The sequence below is a fragment of the Pseudomonas sp. TR47 genome (genome assembly GCF_044143025.1).
In the GTDB taxonomy this organism is placed as follows: Bacteria; Pseudomonadota; Gammaproteobacteria; order Pseudomonadales; family Pseudomonadaceae; genus Aquipseudomonas; species Aquipseudomonas putida_E.
The window spans coordinates 60,013-81,515 of record NZ_JBHFCS010000023.1 but is presented as its reverse complement, the minus strand read 5'-3'; the positions used below and the strand labels follow the sequence as shown (position 1 = coordinate 81,515).

The window sequence follows — 21,503 nt, the reverse complement described above, 5'->3', positions numbered from 1 at the left end:
CAGTGTGGCAGCTTGTGGTGATGAGGGTGTTGATGAGGGTCAGCGGGGAGAGGGTTTGCCTTGTTAAGGCGGCGGGAGACTGGGTGATCGATGCAGGAGCCGGCAAGCCGGCCCCTGCAGAGGCTGCGCTGAATCAGTGACGGTGGCGGCGGTGCATCTTGCCGTTGTTGTCACCCAGGTGGTTGCCAATCGCACCGCCTGCCGCGCCGCCCAGGCCGGCGCCGATGGTCGAGCCGGTCGAGCCGCCGACCTTGCCGCCCAACAGCGAACCGCCTGCCGAGCCCAGGCCACCGCCGATGGCGGCTTCGGTGCGGTTGCCCTTGCGCGCAGCCACCGCGCTGCCGGCGGCACCGCCAAGGCCTGCGCCGACGGCTGCGCCAGTGCTGCCGCCGAGCTGTTGGCCGACAACGTTACCCAGGACGCCACCCAGGCCACCGCCGATGGCGGCGGTACCGTCACCGGCGAAAGCGCCTTGGCACAGCAGCAGGCCAAGGGCAAGGGAAGGCAAAGTCAGACGCATGATAGGGAGCCTCGAAGAATCATCAGGTTAAGAGTGGATTGCAAAGACGTGTCAGCGGTAGCCGCGGTCACGGTAGCGGCGATCGTCATCGTCGCGGTCATGCCGGTGATGGTGGCGGTGATCACGGTCGCCATCGCGCCATCCGCCATCGTCATCGTGGTAGCGATGATGGTGGCAGCCGGCAACCAACAGAAAAGCGGCGATCAGAGAAAGGCTTGCAAGGCGGGTCATCACGATATAGGTCCTTGATCCGCATAGGTTTACGGGACACTTGCTGAGACTGTGATCGATCCGTTTGGTTTCCTGGGCGGGCAATTTTTTGCCGCGGTGACGACGAGTGGCGTGCCTGCCGGCTGCTGTTCTGTCCCGCTCGGTCATGGCTCGACTGCGGCTGGGCGCTTAGACTTGGCACAGGCCGCAACGAAGACGGCCATCTGCCACACGGTGAATCATGATGATCGCCCATACACCCACGCTGTTCGCCGCCGTTGCACTGGTCGCGACCATCCTGGCGTTCTGCCTGTTGCTGGTCGGCCAGTCCAATCGCCAAGACAACCTCTGGCTTACCGCTTGCGGTTTGCTCGCCCACGCGTTGGCCTACGTTTGCTACACCGTTTATGGGCACGCCCCGCTGTGGCTCAGCTACGGGGTGGGCAACAGCCTGCTATCACTGGCCCTGGCCTTCTATTCGGCCAGCCTGTTTCGCGTGCGCGAGCAGGCTGTGCCGTGGCGGCAGGTCTTCATCATTCCCGCCTGCATGCTGGTGGGCCTAATACTGCTGCTCGACACCGTGGAGCCGCGCATGCTGCTGGCGACGCTGGTGCTGATGCTGCAGTGCACGTTGATCCTGTACTGGGTGCGGCGCCACGTCGAACGGCCGGGCAGGGCGCACCTGTTGCTGCAGATTGGCGCCCTTGTCAGCCTGGTCGGGCTGGGCATGCGTGCGCTTGCAGTGGTCAATGGCACGGCCGTGGAAATGCGCTACGACACCAGCAACCTCAAGCAGAGCATTTCCGTCGCCATCGGTACGGTAACGGTGATGATGTACTCCATCGGCCTGGTGCTGATGGCCAAGGAGCGCAGCGAATCACGCCTGCAGCACCTGGCCTTGCGCGATGTGCTGACGGGTACCTACAACCGGCGGGCGATTCTGGAGCGCTTTGCCTGCGAGCTGGACCGCGCCCGTGGCGAACGCAGCAGCTTGGCCGTGGCGATGATCGACCTCGACCATTTCAAGCGTATCAATGACCTGTATGGGCACTTGGCCGGTGACGAGGTGTTGTGCCATTGCGTGCGTCAGTTGGAGCAGCGCCTGCGCAACGGCGACAGTCTTGGCCGCTATGGGGGGGAGGAGTTTCTGCTGCTGTTGCCACGCACCGATCGTGACGGCGCGATGGCAGCCTTGCAGGGCCTGAGGGAGGCCATTGCCCTCAGCCCGGCGCACTTTGCCGGTGACCAGATCACGCTGCGCTTCAGCGTGGGGCTGTGGTGCGGCGTGCCTGGCCCGCACGACACTGCCGCGAGCCTGCTCGCCCAGGCTGACGCGGCGCTGTATCAGGCCAAGGCAGCCGGGCGCAACACGGTGCACATGGCGGCGTTGACCGCTGCCGGTTGAGTCAGGACGCCGGGTGTATGGCCAGCACAACGCCATTGGTGATCTGCACCAGCACATAGTGGTCGCCCATGCGTACCCAGTGGCTTTCTTTCTCCGGTGCTGGCAGGCCCTTGGCCTTCCAGTCGGTCAAGGCTTCTTCGTCGCGTTTGTACTGGTCGGGGGCCTTGTCGCCCACTTTGAGTTCGCGGTTGTGAGTTTCTGGTGCGGTAACGCTCTCTTCAGCCGAGGGTGCGGCTGACGCCATCATTGGCAGGCAGGGCAGGGCGGCGAGTAGCAGTGAAGGCAAAAGACGAGGTACTTTCATGACAATCTCCTGTTGGCGGCATGCCTTATCTGCGACAACAGCCCCCGTGTGACAATTCACTCGCAATGCTGCGCAGTGCTAGAGTCGCTTTCTTTTTTGCCCGAGGATGGAACATGCGAGCAATTCTGCTGATGGCTGCGGCGCTGGTATTGGTCGGTTGCGCTTCTGCAACCATGGATACGGCCCGTGGCGGCAAGCCGACTGCACAGCTCGATTCGCAAAAGGCGCCGGAGCGGGTGGCCCAATGCATCCAGTTCAGTTGGCAGAAGGAGGATGTGTTCGGGGACGACGCCAGTGGCTACCTGGAGCCGCGCAAGCAAGGTGGGCTGACGGTGTATACCCGCGAAGCGGAGTCATTCGTGGATGTCTACCCGCAGGCGGGTGGCACGCGGGTGGATTACTACGCGCAGAAGAACGACGGCGTGGCGTTGCAGCGGCGGGCGGCGGCGGCCACCTGCCTGTAACGCTTGGAGCTATTGGGGGCTTTGCCGGCGCCTCGCTGGCAAGTCCGCCAAGGGGCCGGGGACCGCAACTTACCAGAGCATCCCCTGGGAGGCGTTACCCGGGCAGATGGACAAAGGCGCCGACGGCGAATGGCGCCTGCGCGCTTGCCGCTGAGTTACACCCTGCAGGCGATCAAGGCTTGATCAGGACAGGTAACCACCGTCGACATTGAGTGCGGTGCCGGTGGTGTAGCTGGAGGCATCGCTGGCCAGGTACAGCACGGCGCCGGCCATTTCCTTGGGGTCGGCCACGCGTTTGAGCGGGATCTGCTGCAGTGCGGCGTTGAGGATTGCATCGTTTTTCACCAGCGCCGACGCGAATTTGGTGTCGGTCAGGCCCGGCAGCAAGGCATTGCAGCGGATGCCGAATTGCGCGCATTCCTTGGCGAAGACCTTGGTCATGTTGATCACCGCTGCCTTGGTCACCGAGTAGATACCTTGGAAGTGGCCCGGTGAAACCCCATTGATCGACGCCACGTTGATGATGCTGCCAGCGCCGTTTTCACGCATCAGCTTGCCGGCTTCGACCGACATGAAGAAATAGCCGCGGATATTGACGTCGACGGTCTTCTGGAACGCACCTGCGTCGGTGTCCAGCACATTGCAGAACTGCGGGTTGGTGGCGGCGTTGTTGACCAGCACGTCCAGGCGCCCGAACTGTTCGCGGATACTGGCGAACACCTGCTGGATCTGTTCCAGTTCACCGATGTGGCAGGCCACTGCAGTGGCCTTGCCGCCTGCGGCGATGATCGCATCGGCCACCTGCTGACAGCCCTCCAGCTTGCGGCTGGAAACGATCACATGGGCGCCTTGCTGGGCCAGCAGGTGCGCGATGGCTTCGCCAATGCCACGGCTGGCGCCGGAGACGAAAGCGATCTTGCCATCGAGGTCGAACAGGTGGGTCTTGGACATGCTGTTTTCCTTGTTGTCTGTCGTCAGAGCGTGGACTTGGCCATTACCTGCAAGCTCATCTGCTCCAGCAGCCGGTTCATGTGGATGAACTGGGCGAAGCGCTTGTCCTGGGTCTGGCCGTGGTAGAAGCGGTAGTAGATCTGCTGCACGATGCCCGCCAGGCGGAACAGCCCATAGCAATAGTAGTAATCGAAGTTGTCCAGGCGTATGCCCGCACGCTCGGCGTAGTAATCGACGAACTGGCGGCGGGTCAGCATGCCGGGGGCATTGCTCGGCTGGCGTCGCATCAATTGCACCGGCGCCGGGTCGCCTGCCTCGATCCAGTAGGCCAGGCTGTTGCCCAGGTCCATCAGTGGGTCGCCGATCGTGGCCATCTCCCAGTCCAGCACGCCAATGATGCGCATGGGGTTTTCAGCATCGAGGATCACGTTATCGAAGCGGTAGTCGTTGTGCACGATGCCTGGGCGAGGGTGGTCGGCCGGCATCTTTTCACGCAGCCAGGCAATGACCTGCTCCCAGCGCGGCGCATCGGGTGTCAGGGCCTTTTCGTAGCGGCCGGTCCAGCCTTCGATCTGGCGCTGCACGTAGCCTTCAGGCTTGCCCAGGTCGGCGAGGCCGCAGCTTTGGTAGTCGACCTGGTGCAGCTCTACCAGGCGGTCGATAAAGCTTTTGCACAGGGCCTCGGTACGGGTGGCATCCAGGTTCAGTTCGGCGGGAATGTCCGAACGCAGGATGATGCCGTTTACCCGCTCCATTACATAGAACTCGCCGCCGATCAGGGTTTCATCGGTGCAGTGGGTGTAGGCCTTGGGGCAGTAAGGGAAGCCGCTGTTGAGCTGGTTGAGGATGCGGAACTCCCGGCCCATGTCGTGGGCCGACTTGGCTTTCTGGCCAAAAGGCGGGCGCCGCAGCACGAACTCACGGCCTGGGTAAGCGACCAGGTAGGTCAGGTTGGAAGCCCCCCCGGGGAACTGGCTGATGCGCGGTGCGCCTTCAAGGCCCGCGATATTGGCCTTGAGGTAAGGGTCGATGACGGCCGCGTCGAGTTCTTCGCCGGGGCGTACCTGGGTGGACTGGTCGGTGAGCGTCATGCGTTTACCTTATTATCGATCGCAAGGATTATTGGCTAATCTAATGGCCTCGATGCGCTGGTACAAGCGTGCCAGATGCCATATAGGTTTGGGTGTTGCCGGCCGATCACTGCACCGAATGCACACTGGCGGGCAAAAAAAAACCGAAGCCGGTCAGGCTTCGGTTTTCGTCTCGCGCGGTGCGCCCATCACTCAGGAAGGGAACAGCTCGCTGAGCTTCATCGACAGCATCATGTCGCCTTCAACGCGCAGCTTGCCGCCCATGAACGCCTGCATGCCGTCGGTCTCGCCACTGACGATGCCTTTGAGGGTTTCGCTGTCCATGACCAGGGTGCAGTTGGCGTCCGGGTTCTCGCCTTCCTGCAGGTCGCAGGTACCGTCCTTGACGATCAGGGCGTATTTCTTGCCTTCGTCGGTGATGTCGAAGCCGAACACCAGGTCAAGGCCTTCGGCTGCAGACGGATTGAACTTCTCTTGCATCTTTTTCACGGCATCAGCTACGGAGGTCATGGCGCATTCCTTATTGAGTGATTTCACGTCCCTAACAGGGACACAACAGGCCGGGCTCATCTATAGGTAATGAGCTCCGGCACCTTCAACAGCTGCACATGGGCCTGGTTGTTGAAGGAAGCCAGTGCCACGTCACGGCCGCGGAACTTCAGCTGGCTGAGCGACGTGTTGATGATCTGCCAGTTCAGCGCGAAGGCCTGGCTGGGGGTAATTCCGGTAGTCAGGTGAAGCAGGGCGGCAATGGTGCCGCCCGAGGTGAACACCGCGATATTGTCGCCACTGCCGGCGCTGTCCAGCACACGTTGCAAGCCACCCTGGACTCGTGCGGTGAACGCCTGCCAGGTTTCCAGGCCGTCGTCGGCATGTTCGCCGGCGTGCCAGCGCTGCACCATCAGGGCGAACAGACGCTGGAATTCGCTGCGGTTCTGCGCGCCATTGCGCAGGATGTGCAGGGCCTGCGGCTCTTCGGTCAGCAGGCCGGGCAGCAGGGCACGGATAACTCCGTCGGCATCGAACTCATTGAACGCAGGGTCGGTCTCAATGGCGGGCACTGCGCAGCCATTACCCTGCAGTGCCTGCAGTGCCAGCCGCGCAGTGTCTTGCTGGCGGCGCAGGTCACCCGCCACGCATCGGTCCAGGCGCAGGTCCAGCCGGGCGAGGTGTTCACCCAGTGCCTGGCTTTGCCGCACACCCACCGGCGACAGGACGTCATAGTCGTCGGCACCGAATGAGGCTTGGCCATGTCGGATGAGGTAGAGGTTGCCCACGAAGGTATCCGGCCGCTTGAAGGTTGCTGCGAGGTTAGGATGCGCCACACGGGCTGTCAACGAAAAACATACAAGCGTTTGAAAAGGTCGTTTGAACTGTGTTGCCAGCGTTTACCGCAGCTGGCAGCGCCACGGGCGCACCGGTATGCTTGCTACAGTTTCGCGCCGTACAGGCGCAGGTTCATAAGGAGTCAACGTGGAGTTTCTTGCCGAATACGCAAGCTTTCTCGCTAAAACCGCCACCCTGGTGATTGCCATCCTGGTGGTGCTGTCTGCCATCGCCGGTTTGCGCGGCAAGGGGCGGCGCAAGGCTGGCGGGCAGTTGCAGGTCACCCGTCTCAACGAGTTCTATAAAGAGCTGCGCGAGCGGCTGGAATCCGGCTTGCTCGACAAGGCCCAGCTCAAAGCCCTGCGCAAGCAGCAGGCCAAAGCGGAAAAACAGCAGAAAAAAGGCAAGGCCGAAGAGAAAGGCCGGGTGTTCGTGCTCGACTTCGATGGCGACATCAAGGCGTCTGCCACCGAAAGCCTGCGCAACGAAATCACGGCACTGCTGACCCTCGCCACGCCACGTGACGAAGTGGTGCTGCGCCTGGAAAGCGGTGGCGGCCTGGTACACAGCTACGGCCTTGCGGCCTCGCAACTGGCGCGTATCCGCCAGGCCGGCATCCCGCTGACCGTGTGCATCGACAAGGTGGCCGCCAGTGGTGGTTACATGATGGCTTGTATCGGCGAGAAAATCGTCAGCGCGCCGTTTGCCGTGCTCGGTTCGATCGGCGTGGTAGCGCAGTTGCCGAACGTCAACCGTCTGCTGAAAAAGCACAATATCGATTTCGAAGTGCTGACTGCCGGCGAGTACAAGCGCACCCTGACCGTGTTCGGCGAGAACACCGAGAAGGGGCGCGAGAAGTTCCAGGAAGACCTGGACATCACCCACCAGCTGTTCAAGGACTTCGTCGCCCGCTACCGCCCGCAGTTGCACATCGACGAAGTAGCCACCGGCGAAGTCTGGCTGGGTGTGGCCGCGCTAAACCGCAAGCTGGTCGACCAGTTGCAGACCAGCGACGAGTACCTCAGCGAGCGTGCTCGCAACGCCAACCTGTTCCATGTGCACTATGCCGAACGCAAAAGCTTGCAGGAGCGAATCGGCATGGCGGCAAGCGGTGCGGTGGAGAACGCTGTGGTGGGGTTGTGGAGCAAACTTGGCCGCTTGCGCTAACACCTTGAACCCCTTGAATATTTTTTCTGTTCAGGGGGTTGCAAGGTTGGCGGAATGCAGACATAATGGCGCCCATCGAAACGCAGCAAACTTTGAAAAAAGTTCTACGTTTCAAGGAGATAGAAGCGCAAGCAACTAGATCCGAACTTTGAGGCCGAGTAGCAAAGTGGTTATGCTCCGGATTGCAAATCCGTCTACGCCGGTTCGATTCCGACCTCGGCCTCCACATTCGAAAGCCCCGCAGATTAACGTCTGCGGGGTTTTTCTTTGCGCGCTAGAAAACCTGATCGTTTCCGCATCACAAGGCATCGTTTCCGCATCAGACCGTTACTTGGTTGGGCTGACCACCTCGCTGACGCGACGATAAACTCGCTTGGTGATCTTCTCATTCGCAGGCCCGAGCCGTCGGTGATGAGCCGAAAGTTGCGCACGCCCTGGAGCTTGCGGCGTTCAAGCAGTGTTTCAATGAGCAGGTCACGGCCGGTCGGCTCACTTTCGATGCGCCCTGCGTGCCCTTTCTATTCGCCGACCGGCCCGGGATTGGTTCTTGTTGAGTACTAATTTATGAGCCGAACAGCTCTCTATCCCAGGCAAGAGGGTGGGTAGCATGGGCGCGACTTCCAGAAGGAACCGTTATCCCTAGCCGTTAATGAGGTGTGCCATGCCCAAGGTCGTTCACTTTCACCGTACCGGTGACGCTGATGTTCTGATTCTCGATGAAGTCGCTGTACCCGCGCCGAAAAGCGGCGAGGTTCAGATCGAAGTAAAAGCTATCGGCTTGAACCGTGCGGAAATCATGTACCGCACTGGGCAGTACGTGATTGATCCGCAGTTCCCGGCGAAGCTCGGCTATGAAGCGGCCGGGATTGTCCGCGCGGTTGGTAGTGACGTCAGCGACGTTGTTCCCGGTGACGTAGTTAGCGTCGTGCCGTCGTTTTCATTCGCTGATTACGGCATGTATGGCGAGGTGGTCAATACGCCCGCGCATGCTGTCGTCAAACATCCGTCCAACCTCAGCTTCGTGGAGGCAGCGGCCAGCTGGATGATGTTTGTCACTGCATACGGCGCCCTGGTTGAGTACGGCAATCTAAAGGCTGGCGAAACCGTGCTCATCCCGGCTGCGTCGAGCAGTGTCGGCCTGGCAGCGATCCAGATCGCCAACATGCTAGGCGCCATCCCGGTGGCCCTTACTCGCACAAGTGCCAAGCGCCAGGCGTTGCTGGATGTTGGTGCAAAATATGTAATCGCCACCCAGGAAGAGGATTTGATTGCCGAGGTGGCCGCGATCACCGAGGGCGAAGGCGCGCGTATTGTTTTCGACCCCGTTGGTGGCCCCGAGGCAACCAAGTTGATCAAATCCATGGCCAATACCGGGATCTTCTTCCAGTACGGCGCTCTCGATCATCGCGATATCCCGGTTCCGGTCTTCGACATTCTTGGCAAACACCTGACCGTGCGCGGCTACGAGCTGTTCGAAATCACCACAGATATTCAAAAGCTGGCCAATGCCAAGGCATTCGTTGGCAAAGGCTTGGCAGGTGGTCAGCTCAAGCCCGTCATCGACCAGGTCTTCCCGCTCAATGAAATTGCGGCAGCACACCGCCGAATGGAGTCGAATGCGCAGATCGGCAAGATCGTCGTCGTGGTTGACTGAATAGCATCCTGCGGCCGTCAGCCAGGCTGCGGTATGCCATCGCTGCTTGCTACCAAGCAGTGATGGCATATTTTGTTTTGGTGTATGAGAGAGGCGCCTGGCTTCGCTATCGTCCTTAGTGCAGAGTACGTCTGGCCCAATGCACAGGTAACTGGAAGATCGCGATGAACCTGATCGAAGCCATGCAAATGTTCGTGGCAGTTGTTGAGCATGGCAGCTATACCAAAGCGGCCGAGGCGCTCAATGTGCATCGCCCGGCACTCTCCAAGCTCATCCAGAATCTTGAGCACGAATTGGGCGTTCAGCTGTTACACCGCACCACGCGCAGGGTGAACACTACGCCCGCTGGCGATGAGTTCTATGAACGAAGCCTGAAATTACTCGCTGAGCTAGCGGACACGCTGGACTGGTTTTCGCCGACCCGCCCGCCGCGAGGCAAGCTCAGGATCGACATGCAGACCGTACTCGGCCAGGCGGTGATAATCCCGCGATTGCCCGAGTTCATGGATCGCTACCCTGGCCTGGAAATATCTCTGGCAACCTCTGACAATCTGAACGACCTTATCGCGCAAGGCATCGATTGTTCCGTGCGGCTCGGTGATCTGGATGATTCGAGCCTGGTTGCCAAACGTATCGGTGAGGTTGCTTTGGTGACCTGCGCGGCTCCCGCCTACGTAAAGAAACATGGTTTACCCGGCACGCTGGATGATTTACAGGCGCACCTGGCAGTCAACTTCATGGTTGAGCAGCGCCGCCAGATCATGCCTTGGCGATTCAGGGGCAACGGTAAAATGATCAGTGTAAAGATGCGCAGCGCCATCGTCGTCGACAATGCCGGGGCGTTACTCTGCTGCGCGCTGGCGGGGATCGGGATGGTGCAGGGGTTGCGCCCGGCGTTGCAGCGATACATCGATAGCGGGCGCCTGGTGGAGGCCCTGCCGGATGTTCCAGTCGAGCCGAAGACCGTTTCCGTGCTGTTTCCGGATCGCCGGCGCCTGTCCCCCAATGTGCGCGTATTTGTCGAGTGGGTAAGTGCGTTATTCCAAGAGGAAAGGGATTCTCCGATCAGGTCAGCACGCTAGACGAGGGCAAAATCAGTTACGCAGCCCTTTGCGTCGATTGCCACCGTAAGTACCTGAGGGTCGCTCAGGCCCAGGGCCCCCTCAGTGTAGACAAACACCCACCTGAGCAATCTCAGGTCACCCAGGCTCTCGCAATTCTCATATGGGCCAAGCAGCACCTCTAGCTCGCCTGATGTGGATTGCCCGCAAACGATGTATTTCAGTTGCTCCTCAATCCGGGTAGCGCTGATGCTGAAATTCTCAAGCAGCATCTTGTGCTCCAGAGCGGTCATCAGGCGATTTGAATCCGTTTGCATCGTCTCGATACACTCCATGACCAGATCGTAGGTTTGTAGGGCAATTGCCAGTCGGAGTGGATTTTACCCATGGAATGTACTGATTAGTACAAAAAGTTGACCAAGGGTCGTGCGTGAGCTTGTTGGGCGCTGCGGCGCCCGATTGTCTGAAAGTCGGCTGCATCCCTCAGCAGGGTGGCTTGATCAACAAGCACCCGCTACGGTGAGGTAATGAAGGAGATGCGGACATGGCAGATAAATATGTCGGAAAAATCATCGGTGTCGGCACTGACAACGTGCGGTACGTGATCAACATTTATCAAGATGAAACCGTTGAGCGCTCGCCGCACGGCATGGTTCGGCATGAGGGTTTGAAGCATTTCGAAATGCAGGCTGGGGGGGATGTGAAAAAGATTTCTGAAACAGAGTACGAGGTTTTGGCTACGGGTGTGAGGGTGACCGTTCTTGACGCTCCGGTCTGAGCCCCGTCAGTAGTTTTTGGCGCGCGAGCCCGGCCAGTCGTGCGACCCCCAAGGCACCAGAAAAAGAAAACCCGCCAACAAGTGGCGGGCCTAAAGAACGTACGAAGCAATGTCAGTGTGCCTATGCACTTGTCATAAATTCGTGAAGAGCTTGTTCGCAGCCTGTCATGGCTGGCTCACTCATGGCTCAGTTCAAGTGCGCTGATCACGCACACCGAGGCATCCTCTGCCGGCGTGTCATCGCTGTAGTCCACCTGGTTGTAGACGCCGCCGTGAAAATTCAGCGTCTGCGTCGCCCAGGACGGCGCCAGTTGCAGTGCGGTCGTGGTGCCGCTGCGGCCATTGCTGCTTGCACTGACCATGCAAGCGCCACTTTCGCTCACCTCGATGCTCACATCGAAACGCGTACCCAGCGGCACCTCGGCCAGCACGGTGCTGTTGACTGGCGTGGCCTGGTTAAAATCTGAACGAAAGCCAACAGTGATTTTGCCTTTGTTCCAGAACACCTTGATTGGCGGGCTGTTATTGTCTTTCACATGCAACTGGGCAATTACCATCTTTCGCGCCAGATTTACCTTCTCCAGGGTCATTGTCTGGTGATTGCGGTGGCGCGCTGCGCTGCCCAGTGACCAATATACGGCTTCTTTCCATTCGCAGCGTGTTCGGTGAGTACTTTTGCTGGAAGCACCCTTGGTCGGCGCGGTCATGCGTATCGAGCCGTCACTCTGGCGTGCAACAACGTGGGTCAGGCTAGCCAATGCCTGTGCGCCAGTGACTTCCAAGGCAACCGGGTTGGAGGCGGATTTCGGCACCGGAGTGGTAATGATGAGACTGTCGATGTTTACTGCCATGAGATTTCTCCTTGAAAATTCCGGGTCCTGCAAGGTTTGCGAGCGTGGCAGGTGGGGGAGAAGTTCCATCGAAGAAGTCTGTCACTGATGAAGGGCAGTGCAAAAAAAGCCCGCCATTAAGGCGGGCAAGTCACGTTTGAAGGGAGAGCTTGCAGGATGAAGGCTACCGGTTAAGTCAGCATTAACCCCCATCCATTGACCAGGGCTACTGATGCGCCTATATAGGCGTGCCACTTTCCCAGGAGCGATCATGCGCGACGAAGACGACCTGCACGAGCCCGAACACGATCACCTGCTCGACCACGAATTCCTCTACGACGGCTTCGAACCCGAAGCGGACGCTCAGGGTGCCGAGGATGAAGTCGAGCAGGACGATGCGTTACTGGATGACCTCGATGACGACGAGTGCGACCACCCAGCCTGGCACGACGACCTGGACGACTGACTCAGCGCCCGTCCAGCGAGAAGCGCCCCGGGCCGCTCACCGCCAGGAGCAGCAAGCCGCCAACAATGCTCAGGTTTTTTAGGAACTGGGTCATGTTGGCGGCCCGTTCAGGGTCGACCATGTTCCAGAATGGATGTCCGATCAGCGCGGTGCCCAGCACGAACAGGGCGAACAGGAAGGCCAGCGGACGGGTGTAGAAGCCGAGGATCAGGATGATGGCGACGAAGAGCTCCATGATCACGGCGATCGCTGCGGCAACCATGGGCGCGGGGGCGCCCAGCGAGGTCATGTAGCCGACCGTGCCATCGAAACCGGTCAGCTTCGCCCAGCCGGAAATGACGAAGAGGATCATCAATAGCACACGGGCGATCAGGATGATCACGTCGCGTTGGCCAGCGAACAGGGAGTAGCGCATGGTGGCATTCCAGTGGATGCAGACAAGCTCCACTTTAGCAGTTGCATGGCGAATTTCCGCCGGGCAGCAAAAAGGCGCCGCAAGGGCGCCTTTCCTGGAAGTATGGTGCGAGTGGCGGGACTCGAACCCGCAAGGCTCACGCCGACAGATTTTAAGTCTGCTGTGTATACCAATTCCACCACACTCGCACGCTTGATGCCGGCACGCTTCTAAGCAGAAGGCCCTGGCAATCAAGCGCGCTTTATAACCCATTGTTATAGTTGAGTCAACTATAGCGCCTATGATCTAAGAAGTGGGGTGGCTTTGGCACAGGCGATTGACACCTTACTGTCATTAGGCCACTGTGCCGTTCCTGACTGGATCCAATGAGTGCTGCATCCATGTCCCCAGCCTGTCCTCACCGTGCTGACGGGTGCATCGTCCGCCCATGCTTGGGGGCTACTCTGGCCGAACTCATTGCCGCCCAACCGCTGTGCCTGTGGAGTTTGCATGGTTTCAGCCGACTGCATCGCCTCGCCTGTAATGACCGCCAACCGCTACGAGCAGTTGGTGCAGGCTGTGGTGGACTATGCCATCTACATGCTCGACCCTTCTGGCAATGTGGTGTCGTGGAATGCAGGCGCCGAGCGCATCAAGGGTTACCGTGCTGACGAAGTTATAGGCCGGCATTTCTCGCTGTTCTTCACCCCCCAGGACTGCGCCGAAGGGCGTCCTGACTATTTGCTCAAGCAAGCCCTTGAACTGGGCGTGGCGCAGGATGAGGGCTGGCGGGTACGCAAGGACGGTACTCAATTCTGGGCGTTGGCCGCCCTCGATGTGATCCGCGATGATTTGGGGCACATCATTGGCCTGGCCAAGGTCACGCGCGACATTACAGACCGGCGCGAATCGGCACTGCAACTGGACGCCATTCGCGCCCAACTGTTCCAGGCGCAAAAGCTCGAGGCGCTGGGCCAGTTGACGGGTGGGTTGGCGCATGATTTCAACAACCTGCTCACTATCATCATGAGTTCGGCCAAGTTGGCACTCAATAGCCAGGACCCGGCGCGTGTGCAGCGTATGCTGGAGCACATCGTGGATGCGGGCCGGCGTGGTACCCAGCTGACTCAGCAACTGCTGACGTTCGCTCGGCATCGGCAGATGGATGTCACGATGGTCGCACCCGCCACTGTGCTGGCTTCGACGCGCAGTTTGCTGGAGCACGCCTTGCCGAGCGATGTCGAGTTGCAGGAGCACCTGCAACCTGACTTGCCCGTGATCGAAGTGGATGCCGGGCAGTTACAGATGGTATTGCTCAATTTGCTGTTCAATGCCCGCGATGCAATTGGCGAGCGGGGTGCGATCTGCATTGCGCTTGATGCTGTGGTGCTGACGGGCGAAGTGGACGGGCTGCACGGCCCGTTCGTGTGCTTTGAAGTGCGCGACACCGGTGCTGGCATCGACCCCCAAGTGCTGCCACGCATCTTCGAGCCATTTTTCACCACCAAGCCTTTTGGCAAGGGTACAGGCCTTGGGCTCAGTCAGGCCTACGGCTTTGCCAAGCAAAGCAACGGCGCAATCACTGTGCAGAGCACGGTCGGCAAAGGCACCTGCATACGCCTTTACCTGCCGACCTCGGAGCGCGCTGCGGCCCCTCAACTCCACAGGTAATCCTCATGGTTCAGGCACTCAAGCGGCTGTTGACGGGGATCGAAGGGCTCGATGCCCTACTCAAGGGCGGCCTGGTCGCAGGTGGCTCATATATCGTTCAGGGGCCGCCTGGCGCCGGCAAGACCATTCTCGCCAACCAATTGGCCTGTGGTCATGTGCGCAACGGCGGCCGAGTATTGGTTGCCACCTTGCTCAGCGAGTCCCATGAACGGCTTTTTCAGTATCTGGCGACCTTGAGGTTCTTCGACTCGGCGCTGATCGGTGACCAGGTCCAATTCGTCAGCGCCTTCGATACCCTTGAACAAGAGGGGCTCGATGCGGTGGTCAAATTGCTCCGCCAGGAAATCGGCCGGCAGCAAGCCAGCCTGCTGATCGTTGACGGCGTGCTCAACGCCCGGGTCCGCGCGGAAACGGCACTGGACACCAAGAAGTTCGTTTCCGAATTGCAGGGGCATGCCGCTTTTGCCGGCTGTACCGTGCTGCTGCTGACCAGTGCCCGGCTCGATGAAGGCAGCCCCGAGCACACCATGGTCGATGGCGTGATCGAACTGGGCGAACAACTGCTGGGCAGCCGCGCCGTGCGCCATGTGCAACTGCGCAAAACGCGGGGTAGTGGGGCGCTGTCCGGGCGCCATGAATGCCTGATCGACGAGGCCGGGATCCATGTGTATCCGCGCCTGGAGGCGCTGTACAGCCACCCCAGCCAGCTGGGCTCGGCCACGCTGAGCCAGGTGACCACGGGCGTATCCACGCTGGATGAAATGCTGGGGGGCGGGCTGGCCAGTGGCTCGGTCAGTTTGTTGATGGGCCCCTCGGGCGTTGGCAAGACGTCACTGGGCCTGGCCTTTCTTGGCGCAGCAACTGCCCAGAGCCCCGCGCTGCATTTTGGCTTCTATGAAACACCTGCAAGGTTACGCCTGAAGGCCACCTCCTTGGGTTACGATTTCGCTGCGCTGGAACGGCAAGGTGCTTTGCAATTGAGCTGGCAGCCGACTACCGAAGGTTTGCTCGACCAAGTCGGTGCGCGCCTGCTGGAACAAGTTCAGCAGCAGGGCAGCAAGCGTGTCCTGATAGACAGCCTGGGCGCATTCAGCCGCCTGGCAACTGATCCGGCACGGCTCAACGCGTTCTTCCGCGCCTTGACTGGCGAGCTGCGCGCACGCGATATCAGCGTCATGCTCACTTGGGAGATGCGCGACCTCTTCGGCTCGGAAATCACCGCCCCGGCCCCCGACCTGTCGAGCATCGTCGATAACCTCTTGCTGATGCGTTTTGTCGAACTGGATTCGCAACTGCGGCGCATGTTGTCTGTGCTCAAGGTGCGTGACAGCCATCACGACCCCGCGCTGCATGAGTTGCGTATCGGGCCGCAGGGCATCCACCTGCACAAGGCTTTCGAGGGCTCATCCGGTGTGCTCTCGGGTACTCCGGTGCCCCAAGGCAGTGGGTGAAGGGCCTGTTGATGAACACTATCCTGATCGTCGATGACGAATACCTGATCGCCGATATCCTGGGCTTTGCCCTGGAGGACGAAGGCTTTTTGGTGGAAAAGGCGAGCAATGGGCGCAAGGCCCTGGAAGCGTTACAGGAAAAACGCGTGGATCTGGTGATCACCGACTACATGATGCCGGTACTCAACGGCGAAGAGCTGGTGCTGGCGATCCGCAAAGAGTTGCAGCTGCCCGACCTGCCCGTGATCCTCATGAGCGGCGCGCAGGCCAGCCAGGGACGCCCGGAGCTGTTCGCTGCGGCGTTCGACAAACCGTTCGACGTGGACAAGTTGATCGCCAAAGTGCGCGAGCTGCTTGGCGCCTGAGGCTCGGGCTGCGGTGTGTGTACCCAATCGATCAAGCGCGTCCGTGCGGCTTGAAGTGTCGCAATCAGTGTTGGTCGTCGTGCTTTTCCGGGGCCGGGCTGCCGGCCTGGATACGCTTGAAGATTTCTTCCCGGTGCACCTGGACATCCTTTGGTGCATCGATGCCAATCCTCACCTGCATCCCCTTCACGCCCAGAATGGTGACTTTGATGTCATCGTTGATGACGATGCTTTCGCCAACCTTACGGGTGAGTATCAGCATGTAGTTCTCCTTGGTGATATCAAAATCCACCCGGCAAGTGCCGCAGTGGTGGGAGCCTGTCCCTCTTCCTTCTCATTAAAGACGCTTTCGGCGGATATTAATTCCCCGTCAGACAAATTCTGTTGTGTGTCTTTAGTTGCAGGTGCCGTTGTAAAACGCGGTAAGCGTCCCGGCGAAGGTGCTCGGTGGCAAGGATAGGGGGCTTCGGCCTTAATGGGAAATTTCTCTGCATGATTGCAGGCATAGGCTCGCTCAATTGGCTTGCGCTTGCTCCAGTGCCTGCAGAAACAACAGCAACGCTACCTCTTCGGGATCAAGGCCTTTGCGCACACGGCTGCCAGGCAGCTCTGCCAGGCGCCCCAAGGCGTAATGCTCCAGCACTGCAGGGTGGATGTAGCAGCGCCTGCACACGGCTGGGGTATTGCCCAGGCGCGCGGCCACCTGCTTGACGATACTCGCAACCTGGCGCTTTGCCTCGCTCTCGGGCTCCCAGGCCAGCGGCCTGAGCAGGCTCAGCGCCAGGCTGCTACCTGCCCAGGTGCGGTAATCCTTGGCAGTGAAATCGGCCCCGGTCAGTTGTTGCAGGAACTGGTTGATCTCACTGGACCCAATGCTGTGCCGCTGGCCTTCTTCGTCCAGATACTGGAATAGCGCCTGCCCCGGCAGCTCCATGCAGCGTTTGAGCAGGTTGGCCAGGCGTCGGTCGCGCAGGGTGACATTGTGTTCCACGCCGCGCTTGCCGCGGAACTGGAAGCGGATGGTGCTGCCCTCGACCTTGACGTGGCGGTTGCGCAGCGTGGTCAGGCCGTAGGATTTGTTGTCGCGCAGGTAGCGCTCGTTGCCGATGCGGATCAGTGTGTGGTCCAGCAGGCTGACCACCAGTGCCATTACCTTTTCCCGGTCCAGCCCCGGGCGCGCCAGGTGTGTCTGCAGCTGTGCGCGAAGCTTGGGCAATGCCTGGGCAAAGGCCAGCATGCGCCCATATTTGTGTTGATCGCGCAGCTCGCGCCACTGGGCGTGGTAGCGGTACTGCTTGCGGCCACGCGCATCGCGTCCTGTGGCTTGCAGGTGGCCTTGCGGGTCGGCGCAGATCCACACGTCGGTGTAGGCCGGCGGGATCACCAGGGCGGCGATGCGCGCCAGCGTTTCACTGTCGCGCACACGTTGGCCTTGGGCATCCAAATAGATGAAACGGTCACGCCAGCGGCGCCGGCTCAGGCCGGGCTGGCTATCGTCAACGTAATGCAGGCTGGCGGGCAAGTTGCAGTCAGGCATGGGCGGCAGGCCTCGTTCAGGTCACTGATCAATGGACAGCGGCCGTGCGAGCGATGCTCAGCCCAATAGCGCTACCGACTTTATTTGCGCAAACAAAGCCTGCCCCGGGTGCAGGCCGAGCTGGTCCGCCGAGAAGCGGGTGATGCGCGCCAGCAGGGCATTGCCGCCGGCATCCAGGCTTACCAGCACATGCGCCGGGTTATCCGCCGGGTGCACTTCGCGTACGCGCACCGCCAGCCGGTTGAGGATACTGGAGGTACCATCTGCCGTTAGCGTGAGGCTGACGTCGCGGGCCTGAACCTTCACGCGCAAGGCGCTGCCCATGCTGTGTGCCGGGTGGGCAATGCGTAGTAAAGGCGCTTCGTGGCCAGCCAGGCGCAGGTCCAGCAGGCCGTACTGCGGGTCGTGGCCAACCACAAGGCCCTCGAACACCACGCCGGCATCGTCGCCCTGAGCCAGCGACAGGTCCAGGCGGGCGAGCGTCTGGCCAATCGGGCCACTGGCCGTGGCCTTGCCTTGCTCCAGCAGCACCAGGTGATCGGCCAACCGCGCCACTTCATCCTGGGCATGGCTGACGTACACCAGCGGGATGTCCAGTTCCTCGTGCAGGCGCTCCAGGTAGGGCAGGATCTCACGCTTGCGCGGCCCGTCCAGTGCGGCCAGGGGCTCATCCATCAATAACAGGCGCGGGCTGCTGAGCAGCGCCCGGGCGATACCCACACGCTGGGCCTCGCCACCGGACAGGGTTGCGGGCCTGCGCTCGAGCAGGTGGCCGATGCCCAGCAGCTGGCAGGCCTGGTCGAGGCTGACCTTGCGCTGGCCTGGTGCAATTCGCCGCCAGCCGAACTCCAGGTTGCCGCGCACCGACAAGTGCGGGAACAGGCTGGCCTCCTGGAACACGTAGCCGACCGGGCGCAGGTGTGGCGCCAGGAAGTGGCCACGTGTGCTGTCTTCCCAGACTTCACCGTTGACCTCGATGTAAGCGCTCGCAGCCCGCTCCAGCCCGGCCAGGCAGCGCAGGCACGAGGTTTTGCCCGATCCGGAATGGCCGAACAGCGCGCTGATGCCGCGCCCTGGCAGTTGCAGGTCGACATCCAGGGTGAAGTCGTCACGCGCAAGCTTGAGGCGCGCCACAATCGATCCGGTCATTTCAGCTCCAGCCAGGCTTGCCACGGCGCCCCGCGTACAGCAGGAGCAGCACCAGGAACGAAAACACCAGCATGGCACCTGCCAGCCAGTGGGCTTGCGTATACTCCATGGCTTCGACGTGATCGAAGATCTGCACCGAGACCACGCGGGTCTTGTCGGGGATGTTGCCGCCAATCATCAGCACCACGCCAAACTCGCCTACGGTGTGGGCAAAACCAAGGATGCTGGCGGTGATGAAACCAGGCCACGCCAGTGGCAGTACCACATGCACGAAGGTGTCCCACGGGCTGGCGCGCAAGGTGGCGGCAACTTCCAGCGGGCGCTGGCCGATTGCTGCGAAGGCGTTCTGCAGCGGTTGCACCACGAACGGCAGGGAGTACACCGTCGAGCCGATCACCAGCCCAGTGAAACTGAACACCACGCTTCCCAGGCCCAGCGCCTCGGTGGCTTGGCCTATCCAACCCTGCGGGCCGAGGGCGATCAGCAGGTAAAAACCGATCACCGTCGGCGGCAGCACCAGTGGTAGCGCCACCACCGCACCCAGCGGCCCGCGCAGCCAAGAGCGCGTGCGCGCCAGCCACCAGGCAATAGGCGTGCCGATGAGCAGCAAGATCAGGGTGGTCAGGCTGGCCAGTTTCACCGTCAGCCAGATGGCACCCAGGTCACTGGCGTCCAGGGGCATCAGCGTTCATAACCATAGGATTTGATCAGCGCAGCAGCTTTTGGGCCTTTGAGGTATTCAACCAGTGCCTTGGCCGCCGGGTTGTCTTTGCCCTTGTTGAGAATGACGGCGTCCTGGCGGATAGGGTCGTGCAGTTCGGGCGGTACGACCCAGGCCGAACCACTGGTGACTTTGCCGTCTTTGTAGATCTGCGACAGGGCGACGAAGCCCAGCTCGGCATTGCCGGTGGAGACGAACTGGAAGGCCTGGGTGATGTTCTGGCCTTCGACGATCTTGCCCTGGGTGGCTTCGGCCAGGCCAAGCTTGGCCAGCACCTGAGTGGCGGCCAGGCCGTAGGGTGCCGTCTTCGGGTTGGCGATGGACAGGTGCTTGTACTGGTTTTTCTTCAGTACCTCACCTTGGGCGTCAACATAGCCTTCCTTGGCCGACCACAGCGCAAGGGTGCCGATGGCGTAGGTGAAGCGCGAGCCGGGGACGATGTCCTTTTCCTGCTCCAGCTTGGCCGGGGTGCTGTCATCGGCGGCGAGGAACACCTCGAACGGTGCGCCGTTCTTGATCTGTGCGTAGAACTGCCCCGTGGCGCCATAGGCGGCGATCAGCTTGTGGCCGGTGTCTTTCTCGAAGTCCTTGGCGATGGCCTGGATCGGCGCGGTGAAGTTTGCCGCGACCGCAACCTGCACCTCGTCGGCCCAGGCGCTGTTGAGTGATAGCAGGCAGGCGAGGGCAGTGGCGGTGAGGTGGGGCAGGCGGATACGCATGAAAACAGCTCCCTAGGAGTGCAGGTTATCGTTATAGCGGTAACTATATAGCGATAGGCCCCAAGCCGGAAGGTGCTGTCTGGCTTGCAATCCTTGCAGGAGCCGGCTTGCCGGTTATCACCGGCACAGCCGGCGCCATGCCCCGCAGCCCCTGCAAGCCGGCACCCCAGATAAATTCCTAACGCCCAACCAGCGGCAACGCCCTCTCTGCAATCTCCCGGGTCAACTGTTCAGCCGGCATTGCCTTGCCCAGCCGCAACGCTTGCCCTGCCCACAAGTTGCTGAAGTCGCTGTTGCCTTGCGGGTCGGTGATTGCCCGCAACGGCATCAGCGCGCCGCCTGCCAGGGGGAAGCGTGGCGCCAGTTCACTCATTGGCCCCAGCTCGCGCATGACGCGGTTGTTGATGCCGCGTGCCGGGCGCCCGGTGAACAGGTTGGTCAGGGCCGTGTCGCTGGCCGGTGCACTGTCCAGCGCGCGTCGGTGGGCCGCAGACACCTTGGCTTGGGGGCAGAACAGGTAGGCCGTGCCGATTTGCACGGCGCTGGCACCCAGGGCCAGTGCTGCAACCAGGCCACGGTGGTCAGCGATGCCGCCAGCGGCGATCACCGGCACGCCCACTGCATCGGCAACCTGCGGCACCAGGGCGAAGGTGCCGATCTGGCTGTTGATGTCTTCGCTGAGGAACATGCCGCGATGGCCACCGGCTTCACTGCCCATGGCAATGATCGCGTCGCAACCCTTGGCCTCCAGCCACAGCGCTTCTTCCACCGTGGTGGCACTGGACAGCACCTTGGCCCCGGCTGCTTTTACCCGCTGCAGCAATGCAGCCTCAGGCAGGCCGAAGTGGAAACTCACCACCTCAGGGCGCAATTGTTCGACCAGCCGGCAGCTGTGCTCGTCGAACGGTGCACGGTTGGAAACCGGAGTGGGAGCCTCGAAGTCGGCGCCAACTTCTGTGTAATACGGTTTGAGTGCCAGCTTCCAGCGCGTTTCGCGGTCGATGTCTGGGGTGGGCGGCTGGTGGCAGAAAAAATTCAGGTTAAGCGGGGCGCCCGGGCAAGCGCTGCGAAAGGCTGCAATCTCGCCGCGCACCTGCTCGCCCGTGAGCATGGCGCAGGGCAGGGCGCCCAGGCCACCGGCTTTGGCCACGGCGATTGCCAGGGGCGAGCCGCTGGCGCCGGCCATGGGCGCCTGGAGGATGGGCAACTCGATGCCCAGCAGATCGAGAATACGATGGTCGGGCCAGTTGCTCATGCAGTCCTCCCTGC

At 61.0% G+C, this 21,503-nt stretch carries 26 protein-coding genes, 2 tRNA genes and 1 pseudogene; 12 read left to right on the top strand and 17 right to left on the bottom strand.

Annotated elements, in window-relative coordinates; all coding sequences use genetic code 11:
• Window positions 1-133: 133 nt before the first annotated feature.
• Window positions 134-520 carry a glycine zipper domain-containing protein gene (locus ACEWE8_RS21255; RefSeq protein ID WP_046785715.1) on the bottom strand — a complete coding sequence of 129 codons (387 nt, stop codon included), beginning with the start codon at window positions 518-520 and terminating at the stop codon, window positions 134-136.
• A 51-nt stretch (window positions 521-571) separates the two neighbouring features.
• Window positions 572-751 carry a hypothetical protein gene (locus ACEWE8_RS21250; protein WP_046785716.1) on the bottom strand — a complete coding sequence of 60 codons (180 nt, stop codon included), beginning with the start codon at window positions 749-751 and terminating at the stop codon, window positions 572-574.
• A gap of 223 nt (window positions 752-974) precedes the next feature.
• Here ACEWE8_RS21250 and ACEWE8_RS21245 point away from each other — a divergent pair, with 223 nt between their 5' ends.
• The gene (locus ACEWE8_RS21245) at window positions 975-2,135 is read left to right on the top strand and encodes a GGDEF domain-containing protein (protein WP_046785717.1); all 1,161 of its coding nucleotides are present in this window, start codon (window positions 975-977) and stop codon (window positions 2,133-2,135) included.
• 1 nt (window position 2,136) lies between these two features.
• On the opposite strand, the gene ACEWE8_RS21240 is transcribed toward ACEWE8_RS21245, so the two are convergent.
• Window positions 2,137-2,439 (bottom strand): RcnB family protein, encoded by a 303-nt coding sequence (locus ACEWE8_RS21240; RefSeq protein WP_046785718.1) that lies wholly within the window; start codon window positions 2,437-2,439, stop codon window positions 2,137-2,139.
• A 113-nt stretch (window positions 2,440-2,552) separates the two neighbouring features.
• Here ACEWE8_RS21240 and ACEWE8_RS21235 point away from each other — a divergent pair, with 113 nt between their 5' ends.
• Both ACEWE8_RS21235 and ACEWE8_RS21230 read left to right on the top strand, forming a co-directional pair.
• Complete coding sequence (locus ACEWE8_RS21235; protein ID WP_046785719.1) at window positions 2,553-2,903, top strand: hypothetical protein; 351 nt, start codon at window positions 2,553-2,555, stop codon at window positions 2,901-2,903.
• Between the two features lie 70 nt (window positions 2,904-2,973).
• Window positions 2,974-3,086 (top strand): annotated as a pseudogene (locus ACEWE8_RS21230) (SAM-dependent methyltransferase); the annotation flags it as partial.
• Here the strand turns inward: ACEWE8_RS21230 and ACEWE8_RS21225 are convergent.
• The 4 genes from ACEWE8_RS21225 to ACEWE8_RS21210 all read right to left on the bottom strand — a co-directional run bounded on the left by ACEWE8_RS21225 (window position 3,087) and on the right by ACEWE8_RS21210 (window position 6,222).
• The gene (locus tag ACEWE8_RS21225; RefSeq protein ID WP_046785720.1) at window positions 3,087-3,854 is read right to left on the bottom strand and encodes an SDR family oxidoreductase; all 768 of its coding nucleotides are present in this window, start codon (window positions 3,852-3,854) and stop codon (window positions 3,087-3,089) included. It lies immediately after the preceding pseudogene.
• Between the two features lie 23 nt (window positions 3,855-3,877).
• Window positions 3,878-4,945, bottom strand: coding sequence for a phosphotransferase family protein (locus ACEWE8_RS21220; protein ID WP_046785721.1), 1,068 nt, complete (start codon window positions 4,943-4,945; stop codon window positions 3,878-3,880).
• Window positions 4,946-5,137: 192 nt separating this feature from the next.
• Entirely contained in the window at window positions 5,138-5,455 is a 318-nt protein-coding gene (locus ACEWE8_RS21215; RefSeq protein WP_039601984.1) for an SCP2 sterol-binding domain-containing protein, read from the bottom strand.
• Between the two features lie 56 nt (window positions 5,456-5,511).
• Window positions 5,512-6,222, bottom strand: coding sequence for a histidine phosphatase family protein (locus ACEWE8_RS21210; RefSeq protein ID WP_046785722.1), 711 nt, complete (start codon window positions 6,220-6,222; stop codon window positions 5,512-5,514).
• A gap of 196 nt (window positions 6,223-6,418) precedes the next feature.
• Between ACEWE8_RS21210 and sohB the strand changes: the two genes are divergently transcribed.
• The 4 genes from sohB (at window position 6,419) to ACEWE8_RS21190 (ending at window position 10,174) form a co-directional block, all read left to right on the top strand.
• Complete coding sequence (gene sohB, locus ACEWE8_RS21205; RefSeq protein ID WP_039601983.1) at window positions 6,419-7,438, top strand: protease SohB; 1,020 nt, start codon at window positions 6,419-6,421, stop codon at window positions 7,436-7,438.
• 152 nt (window positions 7,439-7,590) lie between these two features.
• Window positions 7,591-7,664 (top strand) — tRNA-Cys (locus tag ACEWE8_RS21200).
• A gap of 435 nt (window positions 7,665-8,099) precedes the next feature.
• On the top strand, window positions 8,100-9,092 hold the full coding sequence (locus ACEWE8_RS21195) for a zinc-dependent alcohol dehydrogenase family protein (protein WP_046785723.1): 993 nt from the start codon (window positions 8,100-8,102) through the stop codon (window positions 9,090-9,092).
• A 164-nt stretch (window positions 9,093-9,256) separates the two neighbouring features.
• Window positions 9,257-10,174: a LysR family transcriptional regulator gene (locus ACEWE8_RS21190; protein ID WP_046785724.1), complete on the top strand. Its 918-nt coding sequence runs from the start codon at window positions 9,257-9,259 to the stop codon at window positions 10,172-10,174.
• On the opposite strand, the gene ACEWE8_RS21185 is transcribed toward ACEWE8_RS21190, so the two are convergent.
• Entirely contained in the window at window positions 10,171-10,488 is a 318-nt protein-coding gene (locus tag ACEWE8_RS21185; RefSeq protein WP_144415451.1) for a hypothetical protein, read from the bottom strand. The two genes, ACEWE8_RS21190 and ACEWE8_RS21185, sit on opposite strands and share 4 nt — an antisense overlap.
• Before the next feature lie 209 nt (window positions 10,489-10,697).
• Between ACEWE8_RS21185 and ACEWE8_RS21180 the strand changes: the two genes are divergently transcribed.
• Window positions 10,698-10,931, top strand: a complete 234-nt coding sequence (locus tag ACEWE8_RS21180) for a hypothetical protein (RefSeq protein WP_046785726.1) — start codon at window positions 10,698-10,700, stop codon at window positions 10,929-10,931.
• 176 nt (window positions 10,932-11,107) lie between these two features.
• On the opposite strand, the gene ACEWE8_RS21175 is transcribed toward ACEWE8_RS21180, so the two are convergent.
• Window positions 11,108-11,782, bottom strand: a complete 675-nt coding sequence (locus ACEWE8_RS21175; protein WP_046785727.1) for a polysaccharide lyase family 7 protein — start codon at window positions 11,780-11,782, stop codon at window positions 11,108-11,110.
• A gap of 250 nt (window positions 11,783-12,032) precedes the next feature.
• On the opposite strand from ACEWE8_RS21175, the gene ACEWE8_RS21170 reads away from it, so the two are divergent.
• The gene (locus ACEWE8_RS21170) at window positions 12,033-12,227 is read left to right on the top strand and encodes a hypothetical protein (RefSeq protein WP_046785728.1); all 195 of its coding nucleotides are present in this window, start codon (window positions 12,033-12,035) and stop codon (window positions 12,225-12,227) included.
• Window position 12,228: 1 nt separating this feature from the next.
• Here ACEWE8_RS21170 and ACEWE8_RS21165 read toward each other — a convergent pair whose 3' ends face one another.
• Both ACEWE8_RS21165 and ACEWE8_RS21160 read right to left on the bottom strand, forming a co-directional pair.
• Complete coding sequence (locus ACEWE8_RS21165; protein WP_367904096.1) at window positions 12,229-12,642, bottom strand: DoxX family protein; 414 nt, start codon at window positions 12,640-12,642, stop codon at window positions 12,229-12,231.
• Window positions 12,643-12,745: 103 nt separating this feature from the next.
• Window positions 12,746-12,830: transfer RNA gene (locus tag ACEWE8_RS21160), tRNA-Leu, on the bottom strand.
• Window positions 12,831-13,131: 301 nt separating this feature from the next.
• On the opposite strand from ACEWE8_RS21160, the gene ACEWE8_RS21155 reads away from it, so the two are divergent.
• From ACEWE8_RS21155 to ACEWE8_RS21145, 3 genes are read left to right on the top strand one after another with little or no spacing between them, the layout of a single operon-like run.
• Window positions 13,132-14,292, top strand: a complete 1,161-nt coding sequence (locus tag ACEWE8_RS21155; RefSeq protein WP_046785729.1) for a nitrogen regulation protein NR(II) — start codon at window positions 13,132-13,134, stop codon at window positions 14,290-14,292.
• A gap of 5 nt (window positions 14,293-14,297) precedes the next feature.
• Window positions 14,298-15,743 carry an ATPase domain-containing protein gene (locus tag ACEWE8_RS21150; protein ID WP_046785730.1) on the top strand — a complete coding sequence of 482 codons (1,446 nt, stop codon included), beginning with the start codon at window positions 14,298-14,300 and terminating at the stop codon, window positions 15,741-15,743.
• 11 nt (window positions 15,744-15,754) lie between these two features.
• The gene (locus tag ACEWE8_RS21145; protein ID WP_012315048.1) at window positions 15,755-16,108 is read left to right on the top strand and encodes a response regulator; all 354 of its coding nucleotides are present in this window, start codon (window positions 15,755-15,757) and stop codon (window positions 16,106-16,108) included.
• Window positions 16,109-16,172: 64 nt separating this feature from the next.
• Here ACEWE8_RS21145 and csrA read toward each other — a convergent pair whose 3' ends face one another.
• The 6 genes from csrA to ACEWE8_RS21115 all read right to left on the bottom strand — a co-directional run bounded on the left by csrA (window position 16,173) and on the right by ACEWE8_RS21115 (window position 21,489).
• On the bottom strand, window positions 16,173-16,370 hold the full coding sequence (gene csrA, locus ACEWE8_RS21140; protein WP_012315047.1) for a carbon storage regulator CsrA: 198 nt from the start codon (window positions 16,368-16,370) through the stop codon (window positions 16,173-16,175).
• Between the two features lie 252 nt (window positions 16,371-16,622).
• Window positions 16,623-17,645 carry a DNA topoisomerase IB gene (locus tag ACEWE8_RS21135; RefSeq protein ID WP_395589364.1) on the bottom strand — a complete coding sequence of 341 codons (1,023 nt, stop codon included), beginning with the start codon at window positions 17,643-17,645 and terminating at the stop codon, window positions 16,623-16,625.
• Window positions 17,646-17,702: 57 nt separating this feature from the next.
• Window positions 17,703-18,794 (bottom strand): molybdenum ABC transporter ATP-binding protein, encoded by a 1,092-nt coding sequence (modC, locus tag ACEWE8_RS21130; protein WP_046785732.1) that lies wholly within the window; start codon window positions 18,792-18,794, stop codon window positions 17,703-17,705.
• Between the two features lies 1 nt (window position 18,795).
• On the bottom strand, window positions 18,796-19,476 hold the full coding sequence (gene modB / locus ACEWE8_RS21125; protein WP_046785733.1) for a molybdate ABC transporter permease subunit: 681 nt from the start codon (window positions 19,474-19,476) through the stop codon (window positions 18,796-18,798).
• The gene (gene modA / locus ACEWE8_RS21120) at window positions 19,476-20,234 is read right to left on the bottom strand and encodes a molybdate ABC transporter substrate-binding protein (protein WP_367904098.1); all 759 of its coding nucleotides are present in this window, start codon (window positions 20,232-20,234) and stop codon (window positions 19,476-19,478) included. The genes modB and modA overlap by 1 nt, the downstream gene beginning before the upstream one ends.
• 178 nt (window positions 20,235-20,412) lie before the next feature.
• A complete protein-coding gene (locus tag ACEWE8_RS21115; protein WP_046785734.1) occupies window positions 20,413-21,489 on the bottom strand; it encodes a nitronate monooxygenase family protein in 1,077 nt (358 codons plus the stop codon).
• Between the last annotated feature and the right edge of the window lie 14 nt (window positions 21,490-21,503).

Excerpts from the sequence above, each read along its gene's own strand:
- ACEWE8_RS21225 (WP_046785720.1), bottom strand. The coding sequence starts at position 3,854 with ATGTCCAAGACCCACCTGTTCGACCTCGATGGCAAGATCGCTTTCGTC.
- ACEWE8_RS21185 (WP_144415451.1), bottom strand. The coding sequence starts at position 10,488 with ATGGAGTGTATCGAGACGATGCAAACGGATTCAAATCGCCTGATGACC.
- ACEWE8_RS21180 (WP_046785726.1), top strand. The coding sequence starts at position 10,698 with ATGGCAGATAAATATGTCGGAAAAATCATCGGTGTCGGCACTGACAAC.
- ACEWE8_RS21150 (WP_046785730.1), top strand. The coding sequence starts at position 14,298 with ATGGTTCAGGCACTCAAGCGGCTGTTGACGGGGATCGAAGGGCTCGAT.
- ACEWE8_RS21215 (WP_039601984.1), bottom strand. The coding sequence starts at position 5,455 with ATGACCTCCGTAGCTGATGCCGTGAAAAAGATGCAAGAGAAGTTCAAT.
- modB (WP_046785733.1), bottom strand. The coding sequence starts at position 19,476 with ATGCCCCTGGACGCCAGTGACCTGGGTGCCATCTGGCTGACGGTGAAA.
- ACEWE8_RS21145 (WP_012315048.1), top strand. The coding sequence starts at position 15,755 with ATGAACACTATCCTGATCGTCGATGACGAATACCTGATCGCCGATATC.
- ACEWE8_RS21195 (WP_046785723.1), top strand. The coding sequence starts at position 8,100 with ATGCCCAAGGTCGTTCACTTTCACCGTACCGGTGACGCTGATGTTCTG.
- ACEWE8_RS21220 (WP_046785721.1), bottom strand. The coding sequence starts at position 4,945 with ATGACGCTCACCGACCAGTCCACCCAGGTACGCCCCGGCGAAGAACTC.
- ACEWE8_RS21165 (WP_367904096.1), bottom strand. The coding sequence starts at position 12,642 with ATGCGCTACTCCCTGTTCGCTGGCCAACGCGACGTGATCATCCTGATC.
- ACEWE8_RS21115 (WP_046785734.1), bottom strand. The coding sequence starts at position 21,489 with ATGAGCAACTGGCCCGACCATCGTATTCTCGATCTGCTGGGCATCGAG.
- ACEWE8_RS21175 (WP_046785727.1), bottom strand. The coding sequence starts at position 11,782 with ATGGCAGTAAACATCGACAGTCTCATCATTACCACTCCGGTGCCGAAA.
- ACEWE8_RS21235 (WP_046785719.1), top strand. The coding sequence starts at position 2,553 with ATGCGAGCAATTCTGCTGATGGCTGCGGCGCTGGTATTGGTCGGTTGC.
- csrA (WP_012315047.1), bottom strand. The coding sequence starts at position 16,370 with ATGCTGATACTCACCCGTAAGGTTGGCGAAAGCATCGTCATCAACGAT.
- modC (WP_046785732.1), bottom strand. The coding sequence starts at position 18,794 with ATGACCGGATCGATTGTGGCGCGCCTCAAGCTTGCGCGTGACGACTTC.
- ACEWE8_RS21135 (WP_395589364.1), bottom strand. The coding sequence starts at position 17,645 with ATGCCTGACTGCAACTTGCCCGCCAGCCTGCATTACGTTGACGATAGC.
- ACEWE8_RS21155 (WP_046785729.1), top strand. The coding sequence starts at position 13,132 with ATGGTTTCAGCCGACTGCATCGCCTCGCCTGTAATGACCGCCAACCGC.
- ACEWE8_RS21255 (WP_046785715.1), bottom strand. The coding sequence starts at position 520 with ATGCGTCTGACTTTGCCTTCCCTTGCCCTTGGCCTGCTGCTGTGCCAA.
- ACEWE8_RS21190 (WP_046785724.1), top strand. The coding sequence starts at position 9,257 with ATGAACCTGATCGAAGCCATGCAAATGTTCGTGGCAGTTGTTGAGCAT.
- ACEWE8_RS21240 (WP_046785718.1), bottom strand. The coding sequence starts at position 2,439 with ATGAAAGTACCTCGTCTTTTGCCTTCACTGCTACTCGCCGCCCTGCCC.
- ACEWE8_RS21245 (WP_046785717.1), top strand. The coding sequence starts at position 975 with ATGATCGCCCATACACCCACGCTGTTCGCCGCCGTTGCACTGGTCGCG.
- modA (WP_367904098.1), bottom strand. The coding sequence starts at position 20,234 with ATGCGTATCCGCCTGCCCCACCTCACCGCCACTGCCCTCGCCTGCCTG.
- ACEWE8_RS21170 (WP_046785728.1), top strand. The coding sequence starts at position 12,033 with ATGCGCGACGAAGACGACCTGCACGAGCCCGAACACGATCACCTGCTC.
- ACEWE8_RS21250 (WP_046785716.1), bottom strand. The coding sequence starts at position 751 with ATGACCCGCCTTGCAAGCCTTTCTCTGATCGCCGCTTTTCTGTTGGTT.